This is a genomic window from Paenibacillus sp. FSL R7-0026 (assembly GCF_038004485.1).
GTDB lineage: Bacteria > Bacillota > Bacilli > Paenibacillales > Paenibacillaceae > Paenibacillus > Paenibacillus xylanexedens_A.
On sequence record NZ_JBBORG010000001.1, the window covers coordinates 2833077 to 2851802 of the forward strand.

An 18726-nucleotide genomic window follows, 5' to 3' on the forward strand; every position below is an offset into this window, starting at 1 on the left:
GACATGGGATGAAGAAACTAATTAGTCTTTTATGTACAGCGGTGCTTGTAATTACACCGCTGGCAGATGTCAGCGCAGAGGCGAATAACAGCGGTACGATTGAGGCACGGGCGGAGCAGATCGCCAAGGAGATGGTGCAAAACTACGGTGTCACCAGTGTGCAATATGCGATCATGGATGAAGGAGAATACATTTTATCAGATAGTGTCGGGCTGCACGATAAGGCATCACAGAAGCCAGTAGACAAGGATAGCATGTATGGTATAGGCTCGGTTAGCAAAATGGTTGTTACGGCAGCCGCCATGAAGCTGGTTGATTCCGGTAAAATAGATCTGGATGAGCCGCTTACTTCGTATATCAAGGACTTTAAAATGGCAGATGCGCGCTATACTCAAATCACACCGCGCATGTTGATGAATCATTCATCCGGTCTTTACGGTACACATTATGGAAACAGCATGTTGTTTGAAGATAATGACACCCGCAATCATGATGAGTTATTGCTCAAACTTCAGTCCGAAAAACTGAAATCCAAACCTGGCGAATACTCCGTCTACGCCAATGACGGTTTTCAATTGCTTGAAATCCTGGTTGAACGGGTGAGTGGATTAAGCTACAGCGAATATCTTGCCAAGTACATCAGTGAGCCGCTGAAGTTGGAATCAACGAAGACACCACTAGATTCCTTTGACAGAGCGCAATTATCCGAAACCTATTGGCCTACACTTGAGATGAAGATGCCTACCGAAAATGCAAACATTATCGGCACAGGCGGAGTGTACTCTACCGCAGAAGAATTGAGTCAATTCGGAGAGGTTTTAATGGGGAACAGACCGGATATTCTGTCCGAATCTGCTGTGAAGGCTATGCAATCTCATGAATATCGTAATGGCATATGGGTATCTGATGAGCAAAATACGATCAATTATGGCTTGGGATGGGATTCGGTTGACCTTGCACCTTTCAGCGATTATGGGGTTACCGCGCTTGCCAAAGGCGGGGATACCATGTTGTACCATGCCGTGTTAATCACTATACCTGAACATGATATTTCAATGGCGGTTCTATCATCTGGCGGATCTTCCATCTACAATCAGATGTTTGCCAGCAAAGTGCTGCTGGAAGTTCTGGCGGATCAAGGCATCATTGACAAGGTTAAACCCGATCAGACCTTCTCGTCACCTGACAAAGTGAAGATGCCAACAGAATTAAGCGCGTACTCCGGTCTCTATGGTACGGTAGGAGAGACATTGGATATAACGATTAAGGATGGTGAGATGCAACTGCCTGCTTTGCTGGGTGGAATTATTCCAGAGCAGAAATATGTGTACACAGGCGACGAACATTTTACAAGTGCGGATGGCAGTGTAAAAGCTAGCTTTGTGAAGGAACGTAATGACAAGGTGTATGTAAAAGTTCAAGGCATGATAACGTTACCCGGCATAGGTCAAACGGTAATGAACACGTATGATTATCAAAAACTGGATCATAATGCGCTTGACGCAGCAACGAAAGAGAAATGGACAGCTCGTGACGGCTCGAAATATTACGCGTTGGATGAAAAAATAACATCGATCTTTTATCTGCTTCCATCGATGCTGATCAAGAACCTGTCTGTTGATGCCAAAAATGGCTATGCTAATGGCACGCAAATCATGGATGCAAACAACGCAGAGAATATCGCCGAGATTCCTGTAATGAACGGAAGAGACGCGTTTGATCTGCAATTTTACACGAAGAATGGCGCCGAGATTTTGCTCCAGGATGGGCAGGAATACATTGCCGAGGATGCCATTACTCCAATCTTTGGTGGAAAAAAAGGAATTACGACTATTCCGGCAAACGGTCAAGCCCGGTGGTATGCGATCGACGCCCGATCGGGTAACAAATCCATCACGGTGGATTCTCCCAAGACCGGAGGTTATGCAGTGTATAATGATAAAGGGGAAATGGTTGACTTCTCTGTAGCAACCAATCCGGAATCGACGAAGCTCCCGAAAAGTGGTTTTATCGTTTTTGGTGGGGATGCCGGTGATGTCTTCCAGATCCAACTAAAGTAAAGCAGAAACTTCATTAATGAGTCAGGTTCGCAACTTATCACCGAAAAAATACAGTTATCAAGAAGTCGCCTGGTGGCGGCTTTTTTTGATATTTCCTTTGAATAATTTAACAATCCGGTAACTATTTGGACTTATCACACGTTATGTTTATGTAGTTATATCTCAGGATTTTAATAACAGGAGGATTTACCATGGTCAATATACATAAACGTCAAATGAATAAGGAATGGAAAAGAAGAGCAGGAAGACCCATCATTGCAGGCATTACTGCCGGAATGCTGATGGTTTACGGCGTTATCGGCGTGTTGCCATCGCAGGCACATGCTGAAGCATCGGATGTATCCATCCGTAACTGGTATTCGTATCAACGAATCACTGTACCTGAACTGAAACCTTCTTGGACAGCGAAAGTAGATAACTATCTGAATATGAACGAGACGTATGTTGGAGTTAATGCCATCGCAGAAGAAGGAAAAGTATTCACGTTTGCTGGATCGAAGCTGATTGCACTTGATGCGACAACAGGTAAACGGCTGTGGACTTACGGCAAAGATCTGACTCCTTATATTACCTATCGAAGCGGGATTCTCTACGGACTGACCATTGATCACAAGCCATATTCCTTAAATGCGAAGACAGGCAAAGCAAAATGGCAGTCAGGCACATCCACCTGGATTGATACGTATAACCGTACGGAAGCTCTGATTCCAACGGTGGATACCCTCTACGTGATTAAGGGGAGCACAACGTTTGCACTGGATATCCAGTCAGGCAAACTGCGCTGGGAAGCAGATGAACCATTAGGTGAAGGTAATGGTACTGAGTATCTGAGAGAATCTAATGGTGTGGTGCTGAGAACCTTTTTTGTCCAAGGGGCACTTACATCCTTACAGCTTAATGCATATGACAAGAAAACGGGCAAGAAGCTATGGGGTCATTTTGGTCAGGGGGAAGCTATTCAGATCAAAGACGGTCTTGTATACTCAGCGGACTACTATTCTTCGATGTTGGAAAATGACGAGTCTTCACCAGAACGCAAATGGAAAGTTAATGTGTACAACTTGAAGACCGGTGTGTTGAAAGGAAGTCAGGAGTATAAGTGGACCATGCCGGGGAATCCACCGTATGTGAACGGGTATGGAGGGATATTTTCCAATAAAGACAAACTATACATTTTACAAGGGGATAAGATAGCGGAGTATTCGTTGACCTCAAACAAGCCGGGTCCCGCGCCACTTCGAACTTTTCAGCGCCCTTACGGAGAAAATATGTTGTGGCTTGGCATTACACAGGAAAGGTTGATCTTCAAAAACGGAAACACGGGAGAACTTACAGGCATCAAGCTGGCTAATGGTCAAGAGGTCCAGTGGCATGGTGATGCCCCCGTTTCTCAGATTGATGTTTACGGCAAAGGGATGTATCGAGCACAACGTAACGGCACACTGCTTGTCCTCAACATGATGTCAGGTCAGTCGGTCTTCCGCGTCCCCACCGGTGGAGATCTGCACAACACGACGTTGAAGACAAACGGAATGATCATCATCCAAGCCGAAGGCAAACTTCTCGGCGTTAAGCTGCCAGCGTCGCTGAATTAAGTGATTTACCTGCATCTGCCGCTGAACGAAAATCATGTGAGAAGACCGGATCATGGCATAGCTGCCCATAATCCGGTCTTTTTTTATTTTTGCGCATAAAACACTGCAAAGTCCAAGTATTTGTACATGCAGTCTGCCACGCCAAACCCAGCTTCCTCCAACCACTCCAATTGATCCTCCAGCGTGGCATTGATATCCACCTTGCGTCTTTCTATTGAAGCCGAGATGGCTTCCTCAGACAAACCACTTTGATGAATCGCTTCTAACCAGCGCTGGCGGTAATAGGTGTCCGTATCGGGGGTTCTTCCCTGAACTTGATCTGCGTTGATGAAGCATCCACCTGGTTCTAACAACTTGTGAACAGAGTCAAACACCTTTTTCTTGTCAGCGTGGGTCAGATGGTGAATAGACAGGGAGGAGATAATCATATCGTAGGAACTGGTGAAATCGTACTTGGAGTAATCCCCGACCACATACTGCACTTGTGTAGCATCAGCAAACCTTCGACGTGCCCCTTCGAGCATTTGATCACTAATATCGATCAGGGTTAATCGCGCGTTGGGATACTTTTGCAGGACCAATCCGGAGAGCAGTCCCGTTCCTGCACCCAGATCAAGAATACGTGGAGAATCGAGCGGGCTTTCCATTAGATCCAGAGCCATTCCATAAAAATCATCAAAACAAGGGATAAGCTGCTTTCGCTGCACATCATAATCTTGGGCTACCTTATCAAACAGCTGCTTTACTGAGAATTCCATGTGCTCATCACTCCTTGAGGTTTTCTCCATATTTTACAAACTGAAAGGCATCAAGGGAAATACTGATTATGGATAAACTCATAGGTTGGACCTATGGATTCCGAGTCTCAGCCATGGGTAATAACATGTAAGCACAGAATATAGACAGGGGGAATGAACCTGATGTTTCAACCACGTTCTGTTATGATGAGTATCTCATTAATCATTATGGTTCTAACACTTGCAGCTTGCTCTGGTAGTAATGAACCTTCGGCTATCCCTGAACCATCAATGCCAGTAGGTGAACCTGCTCCAGCACCTTCAACAGAAAATGAACAACTATCTGAAACAGATGGAACAGAAGAAGCAAATGAAACGGAGCGTCCACAGACCGCAAGTTTTGAAATGTTGACCGCAGATGGCAATCAATCACTAGAAGCGACCTTGCAACAAGGAGAAGCGTTTTCCTTGTACGTATTCGAGAAATTCACATTTGATGCTGCTCAAGGCCGTCTGTCACTGACTAGTAGCGCTGACTATTATGTGGATATTGAACCACTGCCTTCGGATTATAATCTGGCAGAACTGGAGACAGCGGGTAAAGAAGAATTAGAAAAAGCCGGTAAGGTATCCGATTATAGTGGAGAACTGGTAGAACACCCGCTTGGTTATGCCGAGCTCTATCTTCAGGCCTCTGGTGAAGAAGGTATTAGCGATTATATGGTCTGGAAATCAGAAGAAGGGGACGCATTTCTATTCCGTCTTCATAATCCAAAAGGAGAAAAGGCCTCTGATTTCGCCAGTCCGGTCCTTGTTTCGTTATCCACCGTTCAGGGTGATTAAAGTCGCCAACTGGCGGCTTTTTTACTTTTGCAGATTGCACGGAGAAGTTGCGAGGTGATGTATTCACTTCCATTTGACTTAGAGTACGCTCTAGGGTGTAGACTTTGAAGAAGAAGAGAAATATTGCCAAGGAGATGAACAGAATGACACAGGAAAATAATATTAGAACTTTACAACATAAAATGGACTCTGGCTTCAATCATAATAGTACAGCGGAGGATGTATTGAGAGATCTGGACTTGTCCGGACAGCTTGCTATTGTAACGGGTGGATATTCCGGCCTGGGGTTGGAGACAACACGTGCGCTTGTTAATGCGGGAGCCCGTGTAGTGGTCACTGCACGTCGTCCAGCGGTTGCGAAGGAAGCACTTTCGGGTCTGGAAGGTGTTGAAATAGATGCATTGGACCTCGCTGATTTATCCAGCGTTCGTGCTTTTGCCGAGCGGTTTCTGGCGAGTGATCGGAACATTGATATGCTGATTCTTAATGCAGGCATCATGGCTTGCCCGGAGACGCGGGTTGGTCCTTGCTGGGAAGCTCAATTTGCAACAAATCATCTGGGCCACTTTGCCCTGACTAATCTGTTATGGCCAGCACTCGCTAGTCAGGGGGGGGCACGTGTTGTTTCCTTGGCATCAGCGGGACATCATTTCTCACCGATTCGTTGGGATGACATTCAATTTGAACAAGGTTATGAGAAATTCCCTGCCTATGGACAGTCCAAAACAGCAACGATTTTATTCAGCGTTGAGCTGGATCGTCGAGGTGCAGAGCACGGAGTACGGGCTTTCTCAGTTCATCCAGGCGGAATTATGACACCACTACAGCGTCATATGCCAAAAGAGGAAATGATTGCTCTGGGCTGGATTGATGAATCTGGACAAGTGGCCAACCCTGCGTTCAAAACACCTGAGCAGGGGGCAGCGACGCAGGTCTGGGCAGCAACTTCACCTCAGCTTGAGGGAAAAGGCGGTGTCTACTGCGAGGATTGTGACATCAGTGAATTGGCTCCAGAGGATGGAGGTTTCTATGGGGTCAAGAAGTATGCTATCGACCCCGAACAAGCTATTCGTTTATGGGAGCTATCGACCAAGCTGACTCAAACAGACATAGAACTCTCATAATCATGTAGTTGCGGCAACAGAGCAACAGCTTGCTTCCATGCAGGAACTCACGGAAAAGTTCAAAATCTAAAGAGAATGTGATTAATTATAATGAAAACAACATAATTTCAAACAAAATCTCCTATTTAGCATATAATAAAGAAGGAGCATCTCATTTTCGCGATGGTGCAATCATTTCTTTATGAATTCAGGGAGAGAAAATCATGAATATTTTTGAGCATCAGATACCTTTGGAAAAAGTGAAATTCAATGAACCACTAAAAAATCACACGTTTATTAAAATAGGTGGCAACGCAGATATTCTCATCCATCCAACAACGATAGACGAAATCACTAAAATCGTGGAAATTGCCAACTTACATCAGTTACCTCTGACGGTCATTGGAAAAGGCTCAAACGTCATTATTAAAGACGGGGGCATCCGGGGAGTGACGATTTCTCTTAGCCACTTTGATCAAATTAAAGTGAATGAGGACAGCATGATTGCGCAAAGCGGCGTTGATATCATTGATGTATCCAGACTTGCTTTGGAGCATAGCTTGACCGGATTGGAGTTTGCTTGCGGTATTCCCGGTAGCACGGGGGGCGCACTTTACATGAATGCGGGTGCTTATGGCGGTCAGATCGCCGATGTTGTTGAACGTGCGACTGTGATCACCAAAGACGGCGCAGTGTTGGAGATCCCGCGAGAAGAGATGAAGTTTGGTTATCGAAATAGTCTCTTCAAGATGGATCACTATATCATACTGGAGGCCGAATTCGGGCTCAAAAAAGGAAACAAGGAAGATATTGCAAGCAAAATGAAGGAATTAACGTTCCTGAGAGAATCCAAGCAGCCGCTTGAATTCCCCTCTTGTGGAAGTGTATTTAAACGACCCGAAGGACATTTTGCCGGTAAACTGATTCAGGATTGTAACTTGCAGGGCACTCGCATCGGAGGTGCTGAAATCTCCATGAAGCATGCAGGTTTTATCGTAAATGTGGATCACGCTACTGCCCAGGATTATATGGATCTGATCCAATTTATTCAGAAGAAAGTATATGATACGTTCCAAGTTGAATTGGAAACGGAAGTAATCTTTCTGGGAGAATAGCTTTGATGAATGACTTGAAAGGTCGCCAATGGCGGCCTTTTTTGATTGTACGAATCATACTCAAACAAGAACTAATATGCTAATTATGGTAATATCAGAGTGATTGTATTTAATATTTCATCGTTATCATAAGGAGTGTACATGGAGATAATCAAGCGTAACAGGAGAATTTTGCTAATCACTGCAATAGTAATTTTACTATCGCCCCTGTCAATCTTGGCATATATGTATATGAATGAACGAGCTGGCGGGCTAGCCGATCAACGGATATCCAAAGTTTGGGGATTGAATGAACCTATACGTATTCCTATAGCGAACAGTCCTCAAGGGGCCGTTCAAGAATTTAGAGGTGAGTTTTATACCTCTCAATTCATTCATCAGGAGGCTGTAGACGGTGGCATGATTTTGTTCACACAAAAAAAGGATCGGGAAAACAACAGTAATCTTCAGATGGAGTATACCTGCAAGAACATTTTCGGATGGAAATGGGTATGGGGTGCAGGATATTCCATTAATGAATCAGTTGAATCCAAGTCTGCGTTGCATTATATGAGCATACCGAAACTGGAAAAAGTCTCGGCCCCGTTTCCCATGCTGTTTGGTGACATCATAGACTCCACTATCAAACGTGTAACTGTTGAAATCAAAGAAACTGGTAAACCCGACACATTCGATGTGAAAGCTGGTTGAGGCAGGTGAGAACCAACGAATCTGGTACGTATTCCTGCCTTCATCAGCTACTCTTCCTTATACCATCAAAGCATACGATGAAAAGGAGAACCTCTTAATCAACAAAGACATTGAAGAGGCAGACGGCTTTGGCTCATTATTTGTTGAATAATCTCATCTCAAATAGAACAACTATGCATTCTATAGTCACAACTTATTCATGACTTGGAATACTTTCAAGCCCCATGCCTCGTGTCTGCTTAAACACTTTTCGCTTAAATAAGGAGACGACCAACTGATATTGAAGCAAAATCAGTATGAGGATCAGGATTAGAATCCACCAATGGATCTGGAACGGGATATAATCCCCGGTTTCTAATGAGATCATGCGCAAGATTGCACGTGCTACCAGGATCGCAAAAGGTACAGCAATCAGATACAGCAGGACAAATAGCGGTTTGTATACATCGACGAGCGTACGGTTAATGTCTCGATGGCTATATCCAAGCAATCGAAGGATATGCATATCCTTATGGCTATCCTGAACGTTAAGCAAAATGACTAGATATATCAGCAGGAAACCAACAAGAATCCCTGCCACTTGATTAATGACAGCACTGGATTGGCTCGATACTGCATCGCTACGCAGAGCAGCTAACTTGTTCTCGGCAGTAACCACTCGTGCATTTGAGTCCTGAGCACTGTGGTTACTGTATTCCCCGTTATGCATGAAGGGGCTAACGTTCAACCACCTCGCTAATTGTGTTTTGGATGTATAGATCGTATCTGCTTCACCATTTCGGCTAATCTCCCGAACAGAGACGTTATGCGGTTGATGATTAATGATCAGTTGAACGGTATCTCCGGATAGGATGTCATACAACGAACTGGTCGCCTCGCTCACCACAATACCATCTAGCTCAGCAGGCAGAATGGGGGTGTTGTCATGATCCATGAGTTGAACCTGTGTTCCCTGGTCGTCCATGCCGACCAACTCTACTAAGAATTTTTGCCCCTCAACTCCCATAAGCTGGACGGGCTGCCTGAGGTAGTACATGCTGGAGCTATGCGAGGTTACTTCATCTTCCCTCAGATCCGGATAACGGATATCGTACATGTAGTGCATGCCTGTCGTCTGCGATTCCAGGGCGGCACCACTTGATTGATACAACGAAGAACTCATGATAAATAACAAGGTCATCAGAAAAATTGCTGCTGCACTTAAGAAAATGGCGTTCCATTTGCGAAGCACGACGCGCAGAGGAAGCCTTAATCGTTCCGGCAAAAGGCTAATTACGGATTGAAGAGCTGTGGTTAATCTTCCATTCGGAAGAGGCTTAATCGCGTTATGCATGACATGAAAGGTCTCTTGGCGCAAAAAAGGAACGATAGACATCCAGGTAACCAGCACCGTTCCGATGATAGGAATCAAAAGCCCAAACAAGATAGAACGGAGTTGAAGGCCTCTTTCCCAGAAGGGGAAGGAGTACATTTGAGAATACATATGGATTAGGACAGAGGAACCGAAGAAACCCAAAACCATCCCGACGAGTCCTCCTGCTGTCGATAGGATCAGTGAATAAACAAGTGGTGCGTGGCTGATCTGTCTTGCCGTATATCCCATTGCCTTGAAGCAACCGAAATCTTGACGGTGAAGGCGGACGAAACGGGTGTAGAACATGTAGAAGATAAACAAAGTAATGAGTGTGAACAAGAAGAGAAAGCTCTGGGCCAGGCTTTGATTGGAATCGATTGCGGTCAGTGGTTCGGTGCTGCTCTCAAGTCCAGAATCGAAAGCCAAATATGAGAAGGCGGGGTCACTACTTAAGCGCACTTCAGCTGAGCCGGAGTCCACATCTAGTTTGAACTGTGCTGCATAATAGCGCTCTTCCTGTCCGTTAATCTTATGGTACACATCTGGGGTAACGACACCGAATGTCGCTTGATTGTAATCTTGCTTCAGGTCATTGAAAGGAATAAATGATTGGTAGTCTGGCAAAAACATGGAGCCAACGATGGTGAGATTCTGATTTCCCATGGTAATCGAGTCTCCTACAGTCAGGGCATGCTTATCCATATACTGCGGCATTAGGGCAACTTCCGTAGAAGCTGCCGGCAGTCGACCTTCCAATAGGTAAGGTACATTTAGCATCTGGGGTGGAGCGAGCAGATAATAATTTGTACTGTCTTGTGTAACTTTTTTGAATCTTTTTTCCTCGATAATAGCATCTGTATGTATCTCCTCTAACACACGTAAACGATCTGCATCTTCTTGCAATTGGAAGCGGAAATCCTCCAACTGTTGTGTCTCTGCGTATTCTTGAATACGAACCTGATTACGATCCACTGAGAATTCCACAAAAAAATACATAAATGAAGTAAGCACCACCATGAGAAACAGCAGGATGGAGTATCCCCGGTTTTGCTTCAATAAACGGTACACCTGCTTGTTAAGATAGCGCATTAGTCTTCCGCCTTCCCATTGTGAGTAGATCTATGCCCAATGCATCTGTGCAGCAGTAATTGGGTGCTCGTTCAATCGATCCTGATAGATGGAGCCGTTCTTGATTGTAATTACGCGCTGAGCAGTCTTGGCAATTTCAGGATTATGGGTGATGAACACAATGGTCACTCCGTATTGCTGCCGGGCAAGATGAAGAAGCGCGATCACATTTTTGCTGTTCATCTCATCCAACGCACCCGTGGCTTCATCGCAGAACAAGATACGAGGCCTCTTAATTAATGCACGTGCAATGGCTACCCGCTGCTGTTGCCCACCAGACAGTTGACCGGGAAACTGATTCAGTATGTCCTTAATCCCCAGAAGAGCAGCTAGCTCCTCAACCGTGTGGCGTTCACTTGTTCCAGAGAGACCAATGTATATATTTTCACGAACCGTAAGATGAGAGAGCAGATGGTACTGTTGGAAAATGTACCCCAGATGCAGTCTGCGAAAGTCGGCAAGTGCATCCTCGTTCAGTTCAGCAATGTCCTGGTTATTGATGAAGACGTGACCATTCGAGGGTCTGAGCAGTCCTGACATCAGGTTGAGAAGCGTGGATTTTCCGGAGCCACTTGGGCCAATGATGGCTGTAAACTCACCTTCAGCGAGATCCAGACTGATATCGCCTAGTATCATTTCATTTTTCTTAAAATGTTTCGTTACGTTCTGAACGGAGATGGCGATGTTCATCTTACACACTTCTTTCATAAAGATGAATTTGGATGAAATCAAGCTGTTCGCGAATAAAATCTTCAGTTAGATCGGTAGACAGGGCAAGCACTCGTATTCCCTCCAGGAAAATAACAATATGAGCAGCAGCCGTGTGGCTTGCCTCAACCTGTATTTCACCACGTTGGACCCCATAGTCGATCAGTCGACTGAGCTCCGTGATGCTATGATCCTGTTGGCGGTGAAGCAACTCACGATCCTCTGCATTGCGGTGTGACAAGAAAAACTCATACGCCGCGGTCATAATACTGTCATTGATCTCAGTTAGATCGATCCGTTGACTTGTCCAGAATGCATCCATGATCTGCTGAAATGGTATAGCTGCTTCCATCTGGGCTGTAAAAGTTTCATGCGTCTGTTTGCTACTTTCCATCAATAAGGATCTGAAAATCTCCTCTGTTGAGTTGAAATATCGGTAAAGACCGCCGCGGCTAATTCCGCATTGCTCCACAATATCTGTCATCGTGACAGCATGGAATCCTTTTCGAACAAATACCTGATGTGCACCTGCAAGGATCATCATTTTTTTGGACAACGATTTCTGAGTCATAGCTTCCTCCTGATGTAATAGAATCGAAAAAAGTGACATCAATGTCGCTTTCTTGATCATTTTATGACACCAGTGTCGTTTTTGTCAAATGAAAGTGTTACCGATCAGGTGGGGGACATAAGTATATCTCCAGTTGCATTGGCACAGTAAAAAAACAGCGGCATTCGAAGACTTTATGTACGAGTCTAAGATTGCTGCTGTTTTACGGTTAGAGAATAAATAGTTAACTGGACTTTGGATCATCTGCGGTTCGATTGGCTTTCACATATTTGAGCTGCGCAACGATGATGACACTGATTATGACCAGCAGGAACCACGAACTGATCTTACTAAAGCTAACCAGTTGCCATGCATCATGCTGATCAGGATATTTCCAGGCATTGAAGAATGTAGCGATGTTCTCAGCAGTCCAAATGAAGAAACCAACAATGATAAAAGCAAGCGATAAGGGCATTCGATAGGTCGTTGCTCGTACCCGGTAAATAATCCAGGTTTTCCAGAAGACAACGAATACAAGCACCGTCAGCCACCAGCGAAAATCCGGCATAAAATGATGAGTGAAAAAGTTAATATAGATGGCTGCTCCGAGCAGCATCGAAGGTGCAAAACCAGGCCATCCAGTCATGTCCATTCGCAGTCTTCGCCACACCTGACACATAAAACTGGCTACACTTGCATACATGAATCCGCTATAAAGAGGGACACCAAGGATTTTGCTGTATGCTTGCTCAGGGTATGACCATGATCCCATCCATACTTTATAGATTTCTAGCACCAGGCCAATAATGTGAAATACACAGATGACCTTGATCTCATCCTTGGTTTCCAAGCCGCTTCGATACATCAGGTACTGCACAGCAAGCAATACGAGCAGAATGGCATCATATCGATGAAGGAAAGGAATAGGAATTACGCTGGACAGGGCCAGTGTTCCAAAGATCGCTACGGGAAATATGCAGCTCATGGCCTGATGATAGCCAAAATGAAGTAGTTGTATTAGAGATTTCAAGTCGAGTTAAACTCCTTTCCAAACATGTTGGAGCAAGATTCATTTAAGATTTAAGGTTCTTCATCACGGGCGTTTTTGCCTACACTTCATAATATAGATATGGTCCATGAATAAAAAGAGAAAAAAACGCGCAAATCTGTTCTTGTTTTCAAACTGGAATCATCATGAGAACGCTCTATAAGAGGCGATAGGGTCACTCCATGTATATTCTCTTCTGGTTATGTTAAAATGAAGTTCGTACAATTACATTAGACAAGGAGGCCGCTATGCAACCGATTAAACCTCAAGATATTCAGCTCCGGATCAATAATCTTGCTGATCAGGACTTATACGTACATCTAGAACTTACGTCAGGTGCTTACGCACAACACATGGACAGTACAAAACATCCAGCATCGGCATTCATTACTAATGCGGCCATACGATATACGCAGGGGTCCATTTCAGGTACAGGTCCATACCGTGTTGGTCTGAAAACAACGCAGGGATGGCTTTACGCCGAAGGACTTACACATATTGATGAGCAGGAACAAGAAAGACTGATTCTCGCCGGTCACGACAGCCAAGGTAAACTAGTTGTGGCGTTACAATTAAGCCGAGAGATGTTCTGATGAAAGCGGAGGATTGAATAAACATGAATACTACACAAAACGAGCATGAGCGCATCTTGGTGGTATATCCACATCCAGATGATGAAGCTTTCTCTGTATCGGGAACGTTAGCCAAATACATAGATGGCGGTGCCCATGTAACCTATGCTTGTCTAACACTTGGCGAGATGGGGCGCAATATGGGGATTCCTCCATTTGCCAACCGAGTGACGTTGCCTGGCATCCGTAAACAGGAACTCATCGAAGCTTCTGAAGCGATTGGTATTCAGGACCTGAGAATGCTGGGTTTCCACGATAAAATGCTGGAGTTCGAAGACCCACAGTTACTGGAAGACACCGTCATGTCGCTACTTAAAGAATTAAACCCCACGCTGGTCATTACGTTCTATCCGGGGTACAGTGTTCATCCCGATCATGATGCAACGGGAGCCGCTGTTATACGTACAATCGCTAAACTTCCTGTAGATGAACGTCCGATTGTTCACTGCGTTGCGTTCGCAAATAATCAGGAACAGTATATTGGCAAACCGGATGTATTCGTTGACGTATCCGAATTTTTGGATCGAAAAATGGCGTCCATTCGTGCCCATCGTTCACAATTCCAGGCAGCAGAACTTGTAGGAAATCGTGAGCTGAATAATGAAGAAATCAAGAAACGTTTTGGCAGAGAAACATTTTGGACCTATCCATTTGAATAATATATCACTTAGAAGTCGCCTATATGGCGGCTTTTTTTGATTTACATCACAATATCGACACAAAAATGGAGCGTCTATAGCCTAATTGAGCTATATGGAATAAATACCATTTTAAGTACACTATGATCAGGATTGTGATAACGCTTCATTTTTAGCTTAGCTTTAATGAATTAGAGTCATGAATAGTTGATTTTAAGTGGAATGGAGGGATGGTGTGTACAACCAACGTATATTTTGGATTAACGTAAGACCCGTTGAATACATTGCCACAGCATTAAGCAACTGTAACAAGAAGCCGGAATTGCGCGGTTTGAATCATGAGTAATCCTTGGGCAGGCTTGGGTGCATCCAACAGTTGTAAGAAGAGTCGGGTTACAGATTTAATTTTTCTAATCGGAATGATGTTGCTCCTACTATCCCTTCCGCACGGTGCAGTCATGGCCTCTTCCGGACATCGTGATCTCATTCCCCTTCAGCCTATGATTGACCGTTCTGCACCTGGAGAAGTCATTGAACTTGCATCAGGTCGTTATTCTGGACCCGTGACTATTGACAAGAACATCACCATTCAGGGTGATCCTACGGTCATAGTTGTTAATGCGGAAGCGACCTCTACGATAATGATTCGCTCGGATGGGGTGAAACTGAGCGGTTTCACAATTGAACATGATACGAATGAACAGACTGCAGCGATTCAGGTTGAAGGGAAAAACAGTGAAATCACGGATCTGAATATTCAGACCCAGGGGTACGGGATGATCATCCGGAATTCGAGTCAGGCAACGATTCAGCGGAACAACATTACGTGGGCGGGGGCTGATTCTGCTTCCAGTGGCCAGAAGGGCAATGGCATTGATCTGTACAACTCCCATGATAGCTTCATTGAAGCCAATGAGATCACCGGCATGAGGGATGGAATCTATCTGGAGAACAGTCGCAAGTCTACCGTGCAAAATAACAGGCTGTTACATACAAGGTACGGCATCCACTGTATGTACATTGACGGCTCTTCTGTCATGGACAATACCGGAGAGGAGAACATGACAGGTGCCATGATCATGGGCGTCAAGAATACGGTCATATCGGGCAATTCTTTTCGCAAACAAAGTACCAATGTTCATTCCCAAGGGATTCTGTTGTATGACGTACATCAATCCTCTGTTCACAACAATGTAGTGGAAGGTAATCGTGTCGGCATGAATATTGCAGAATCCTCAGGCAATAAGATACATGACAATGCGGTGCTTCGGAATTTTGTTGGCATCCAGCTTGTTCTGGCAGAAGCTAATGAGTTTACACGTAACCAATTGGTATCCAATGTTATTGAAGCTTCAGCGCTGGATAGCCCGAATAATGTCCTGATGGAGAATTACTGGGACTCCTTTCAGGGGCTCGATCTGAATCGGGATGGGATCAGTGAAATCTCCTATGCCATCAATCCTTTTTATGAGCAACTGGTCAGTCGAAATTCTGCGTATCAGCTCTTTTTCCAATCACCGGGTATGGTCTTTCTGAGTGACTTGTTTACAGAAGGCAGAGAACAATGGACTACCGATAAATCGCCACGAATGAGCATGGATACGGGATCTGATCTGAACATGTCAGTGGAAAGGGTAGCAGGTTTCAATGTGGTGTGGATGCTCGGGTTAGTTCTGTTGGGTATGGCAACGCTTATAATCATCTATATGGGGGTATTACGAAAATGAACAAAAGCTTGAACAGAAGATGGTCCATGGTTATGGTACTTATGTTTGGCATGGTATTGTTAACCGCTTGTGGAACAAAATACGCGGCATTGCCGATCAATGAAGACGTGGATATCTGTGCGATCTGTAAAATGCAGGTGAAGGACGATGCATATGCAACACAGCTCACTACGAAAGACGGCCAAAATTACAAGTTCGATGATATCGGCTGCATGAACCAGTGGAAAACAGAAAATGGCACAGATAACATCGGCATGGACTATGTACGTGATTACAATGACAAGGAATGGATTGAATACAGCAAAGCCACGTATGTATACGACGCTTCATTGCGTACGCCTATGGCCTATGGAATTCTTAATTTTAAGGACAAGCCCTCGGCTGAAGCTTTCATTGCAGAGCAAGGTGTTGGAACCATTATGACCGCTGAGGATCTTGCCTCTCATGACTGGAAACAGAACACAGAGAATATGGACATGATGGGTGAACATGGGCATGATGAGCACGGACATGGTGAAGAAGGAGATGGTAATGAGATGCATCAGGAAGGTGAGATGAAAGAAGAGTCAGGCCACTAAGTATGACAATAGAAAATGGTGATCAATGATGTCAGATATGATACAGATTGCAAGACGAGAAGTGAAAATGGGATTTCGCAATCCTTGGGCGTATTCGTTTCTGATCCTTTTTTGCACATTTAGCTTAAGCTTGTTACTTCTGAATTCGCAGAATCTGGTTGAAGGATATTCGGGCACAACAGGTTCGATGTTAAATCTCATTCTTTACCTCTTACCATTAATGACGCTGTTTCTCGGATCCTTCTCACTAACATCCGAAAAGGAAGACGGTAGCTGGCAGCTGCTGTCCACGTATCCCATCGGCACGATGTCTTTTATTGTGGGCAAGTATCTTGGGCTGTCGATTGTTTTAATTACCATTGTTGCATTTGGATACGGCCTGATGGGGGTCATTAGCGGAGTGATTGGGAATCCACTGGATGTCATGACATATCTTCTTTTTCTGGCATTCTCGTGTGGACTGGTGTTGTTATTCCTGACGCTGGCGCTATTTATCGGTTCGTTGTCGCGCAATCGGTGGCAGGCGTTAACCATATCCGTGACCGTATGGTTTTTCGCAGTCATTGGATGGCCGACCTTATTGCTCTCAGTGCTGGGACTGATGCCTTATCTTTGGGTGAAACCACTGCTGATTATACTAACGCTCATCAATCCGGCCGAGCTGGTGCGATTGTTTGTAGTCATCAAACTGGGAGGCGGCTCCATTCTTGGACCAGAATATTATCGATGGGTGGAGTGGGTGCAGCAACCAAGTGGCAGTTGGTTCTTCATCGGGATATGCCTGTTCTGGATAACCTGCTCTGTCCTGGCGGTATATGCGATCTGGGAGAGGGGGCGTTCTCATGGATAAGGTGGGACTCGAAGTGATGGGATTGTGCAAATCCATTAAAAAGCAACCAATTGTTGAGGATATCTCCTTTCGCATTACTTCAGGCCAAGTGCTTGCGCTCTGTGGAGGGAATGGTGCAGGAAAGAGCACGGTGCTGCGTATGATCGCAGGAATTCTTCGGCCTACCTCCGGTGAGGTTGCGGTGAACGATGTGCGATGGTCGAAGGACCGAAAGCGTTATTCAGAGCAAATTGGATACATGCCGGACGATTATCAATTTAATCAAGGACTAAGTGCGGAGGAAATGCTTCTGTTCTGGGCTTCTCTGAGGAAAGTTCCCAAGGAGAGAGTACAGGAAGTACTGACCATGGTAGGTTTGGAGGATCAAAAGAAAAACCGGGTTACGACCTTCTCCAAAGGCATGCGCCAACGTGTGTTATTCGCCCAGGCTGTGCTGTCGAAACCTCCACTGCTCATCATGGATGAGCCAACAAATGGATTGGACCCATTCTGGATGCAGGAATTAACTCAGCTGCTCAAGGGCATCAAACAGGAAGGCCAGATGGTCGTGTTCTCGACCCATCAGCTGGAGATCGCAGACGACATTGCGGATCAGGTGATATTCATGAACCATGGACGTAATGTTGGAGAGGGCTCCACTCACGACTTTTGTGATCAATTCGGTTCGCTCCATGCAGCATTTCATCAAAGTCTTGGCTTAAAGTGAAGGTGAGTTTATTGCAGAAAAAAAGTTTTAAAAGCAGACGTACACTTACAATTTTGATTGGTGTGATCGCATTGTTAGCAGGTACATGGGCCATTTTCGAAAATGTATCGACACCCGAGTCTGAGCGAGGTAACGCCATTGAAGCTGGTGCCGTGGCTCCTGAGTTCACAGCGGTTAATTCAGCAGGCGAACAAGTCAAGCTGTCGGATTATCGTGGCAAAGCCGTCATGATTAACTTTTGGGCTTCATGGTGCACACCTTGTGTAAGGGAGATGCCGCTCGTTCACCAGATCGCTCAGGACTATCAGAATGACGTGGAAACCCTGTTTGTTAACGTGGGGGAATCGAAGGGTACGATTCGTGAGTTTATGGATAAGCAGGCGTTTGATTTTCCGGTGATCATTGATGTGACGGGCAACATATCAGGTATGTATCGTATTACGGGTTTGCCCGCAACGATGGTAATTGATAAGGAAGGGGAGTTCCGTCATATATTGCTTGGCGAACTGACCGAGGATATCCCATTGCAGCAATGGCTGGAAGAGAGTATCTAGTTGTAAGCGTTGGATGGTGGTGAGAAGAGGGGCAGGAACGCCAGAGATCGCCATGTTACAAGTGAAATGAATGTACGTTAAAAATAACTACAATAATAAAAGCATAAAAA

At 45.0% G+C, this 18726-nt stretch carries 18 protein-coding genes; 13 read left to right on the forward strand and 5 right to left on the reverse strand.

Annotated features, from left to right (window positions below; translation table 11 throughout):
- Positions 1-8: 8 nt before the first annotated feature.
- Positions 9-2060: a serine hydrolase domain-containing protein gene (locus MKY44_RS12815; RefSeq protein ID WP_341007358.1), complete on the forward strand. Its 2052-nt coding sequence runs from the start codon at positions 9-11 to the stop codon at positions 2058-2060.
- A gap of 191 nt (positions 2061-2251) precedes the next feature.
- Entirely contained in the window at positions 2252-3655 is a 1404-nt protein-coding gene (locus MKY44_RS12820; RefSeq protein ID WP_341007359.1) for an outer membrane protein assembly factor BamB family protein, read from the forward strand.
- An 83-nt stretch (positions 3656-3738) separates the two neighbouring features.
- Here the strand turns inward: MKY44_RS12820 and MKY44_RS12825 are convergent, their stop codons facing one another.
- On the reverse strand, positions 3739-4413 hold the full coding sequence (locus MKY44_RS12825; RefSeq protein WP_341007360.1) for a class I SAM-dependent methyltransferase: 675 nt from the start codon (positions 4411-4413) through the stop codon (positions 3739-3741).
- A gap of 162 nt (positions 4414-4575) precedes the next feature.
- On the opposite strand from MKY44_RS12825, the gene MKY44_RS12830 reads away from it, so the two are divergent.
- From MKY44_RS12830 to MKY44_RS12845, 4 genes are all read left to right on the forward strand, one after another.
- Entirely contained in the window at positions 4576-5235 is a 660-nt protein-coding gene (locus MKY44_RS12830) for a hypothetical protein (protein ID WP_341007361.1), read from the forward strand.
- 143 nt (positions 5236-5378) lie between these two features.
- Positions 5379-6359: an SDR family NAD(P)-dependent oxidoreductase gene (locus MKY44_RS12835; protein WP_341007362.1), complete on the forward strand. Its 981-nt coding sequence runs from the start codon at positions 5379-5381 to the stop codon at positions 6357-6359.
- Positions 6360-6544: 185 nt separating this feature from the next.
- Positions 6545-7453 (forward strand): UDP-N-acetylmuramate dehydrogenase, encoded by a 909-nt coding sequence (gene murB / locus MKY44_RS12840; RefSeq protein WP_370511408.1) that lies wholly within the window; start codon positions 6545-6547, stop codon positions 7451-7453.
- A gap of 231 nt (positions 7454-7684) precedes the next feature.
- Complete coding sequence (locus tag MKY44_RS12845) at positions 7685-8143, forward strand: hypothetical protein (RefSeq protein WP_341007363.1); 459 nt, start codon at positions 7685-7687, stop codon at positions 8141-8143.
- 193 nt (positions 8144-8336) lie between these two features.
- On the opposite strand, the gene MKY44_RS12850 is transcribed toward MKY44_RS12845, so the two are convergent.
- From MKY44_RS12850 to MKY44_RS12865, 4 genes are all read right to left on the reverse strand, one after another.
- Positions 8337-10586 (reverse strand): ABC transporter permease, encoded by a 2250-nt coding sequence (locus MKY44_RS12850; protein ID WP_341007364.1) that lies wholly within the window; start codon positions 10584-10586, stop codon positions 8337-8339.
- Between the two features lie 30 nt (positions 10587-10616).
- Positions 10617-11315, reverse strand: coding sequence for an ABC transporter ATP-binding protein (locus MKY44_RS12855; RefSeq protein WP_341007365.1), 699 nt, complete (start codon positions 11313-11315; stop codon positions 10617-10619).
- 1 nt (position 11316) lies between these two features.
- Positions 11317-11904 carry a TetR/AcrR family transcriptional regulator gene (locus MKY44_RS12860; protein WP_341007367.1) on the reverse strand — a complete coding sequence of 196 codons (588 nt, stop codon included), beginning with the start codon at positions 11902-11904 and terminating at the stop codon, positions 11317-11319.
- A gap of 223 nt (positions 11905-12127) precedes the next feature.
- A complete protein-coding gene (locus tag MKY44_RS12865) occupies positions 12128-12913 on the reverse strand; it encodes a DUF817 domain-containing protein (RefSeq protein WP_341007368.1) in 786 nt (261 codons plus the stop codon).
- Between the two features lie 266 nt (positions 12914-13179).
- Between MKY44_RS12865 and MKY44_RS12870 the strand changes: the two genes are divergently transcribed.
- From MKY44_RS12870 to MKY44_RS12900, 7 genes are all read left to right on the forward strand, one after another.
- Positions 13180-13524, forward strand: coding sequence for a YojF family protein (locus MKY44_RS12870; protein WP_017688572.1), 345 nt, complete (start codon positions 13180-13182; stop codon positions 13522-13524).
- 23 nt (positions 13525-13547) lie between these two features.
- A complete protein-coding gene (bshB2, locus tag MKY44_RS12875) occupies positions 13548-14222 on the forward strand; it encodes a bacillithiol biosynthesis deacetylase BshB2 (protein WP_341007369.1) in 675 nt (224 codons plus the stop codon).
- Positions 14223-14539: 317 nt separating this feature from the next.
- Complete coding sequence (locus MKY44_RS12880) at positions 14540-15928, forward strand: right-handed parallel beta-helix repeat-containing protein (RefSeq protein WP_341007371.1); 1389 nt, start codon at positions 14540-14542, stop codon at positions 15926-15928.
- Positions 15925-16506 carry a nitrous oxide reductase accessory protein NosL gene (locus MKY44_RS12885; protein WP_051449728.1) on the forward strand — a complete coding sequence of 194 codons (582 nt, stop codon included), beginning with the start codon at positions 15925-15927 and terminating at the stop codon, positions 16504-16506. Before MKY44_RS12880 ends, MKY44_RS12885 begins: the two co-directional genes overlap by 4 nt.
- 28 nt (positions 16507-16534) lie before the next feature.
- Positions 16535-17356: an ABC transporter permease gene (locus tag MKY44_RS12890; RefSeq protein WP_341007373.1), complete on the forward strand. Its 822-nt coding sequence runs from the start codon at positions 16535-16537 to the stop codon at positions 17354-17356.
- A complete protein-coding gene (ccmA, locus tag MKY44_RS12895) occupies positions 17349-18062 on the forward strand; it encodes a heme ABC exporter ATP-binding protein CcmA (RefSeq protein ID WP_341007374.1) in 714 nt (237 codons plus the stop codon). Before MKY44_RS12890 ends, ccmA begins: the two co-directional genes overlap by 8 nt.
- A 2-nt stretch (positions 18063-18064) precedes the next feature.
- Complete coding sequence (locus tag MKY44_RS12900; RefSeq protein WP_341007375.1) at positions 18065-18616, forward strand: TlpA family protein disulfide reductase; 552 nt, start codon at positions 18065-18067, stop codon at positions 18614-18616.
- Positions 18617-18726 lie beyond the last annotated feature (110 nt).

Coding starts and splice junctions, on each gene's coding strand:
- bshB2 (WP_341007369.1), top strand. CDS start 13,548: ATGAATACTACACAAAACGAGCATGAGCGCATCTTGGTGGTATATCCA.
- ccmA (WP_341007374.1), top strand. CDS start 17,349: ATGGATAAGGTGGGACTCGAAGTGATGGGATTGTGCAAATCCATTAAA.
- MKY44_RS12885 (WP_051449728.1), top strand. CDS start 15,925: ATGAACAAAAGCTTGAACAGAAGATGGTCCATGGTTATGGTACTTATG.
- MKY44_RS12860 (WP_341007367.1), bottom strand. CDS start 11,904: ATGACTCAGAAATCGTTGTCCAAAAAAATGATGATCCTTGCAGGTGCA.
- MKY44_RS12880 (WP_341007371.1), top strand. CDS start 14,540: ATGAGTAATCCTTGGGCAGGCTTGGGTGCATCCAACAGTTGTAAGAAG.
- MKY44_RS12820 (WP_341007359.1), top strand. CDS start 2,252: ATGGTCAATATACATAAACGTCAAATGAATAAGGAATGGAAAAGAAGA.
- MKY44_RS12825 (WP_341007360.1), bottom strand. CDS start 4,413: ATGGAATTCTCAGTAAAGCAGCTGTTTGATAAGGTAGCCCAAGATTAT.
- MKY44_RS12835 (WP_341007362.1), top strand. CDS start 5,379: ATGACACAGGAAAATAATATTAGAACTTTACAACATAAAATGGACTCT.
- MKY44_RS12890 (WP_341007373.1), top strand. CDS start 16,535: ATGTCAGATATGATACAGATTGCAAGACGAGAAGTGAAAATGGGATTT.
- MKY44_RS12845 (WP_341007363.1), top strand. CDS start 7,685: ATGAATGAACGAGCTGGCGGGCTAGCCGATCAACGGATATCCAAAGTT.
- MKY44_RS12830 (WP_341007361.1), top strand. CDS start 4,576: ATGTTTCAACCACGTTCTGTTATGATGAGTATCTCATTAATCATTATG.
- MKY44_RS12815 (WP_341007358.1), top strand. CDS start 9: ATGAAGAAACTAATTAGTCTTTTATGTACAGCGGTGCTTGTAATTACA.
- MKY44_RS12850 (WP_341007364.1), bottom strand. CDS start 10,586: ATGCGCTATCTTAACAAGCAGGTGTACCGTTTATTGAAGCAAAACCGG.
- MKY44_RS12870 (WP_017688572.1), top strand. CDS start 13,180: ATGCAACCGATTAAACCTCAAGATATTCAGCTCCGGATCAATAATCTT.
- MKY44_RS12855 (WP_341007365.1), bottom strand. CDS start 11,315: ATGAACATCGCCATCTCCGTTCAGAACGTAACGAAACATTTTAAGAAA.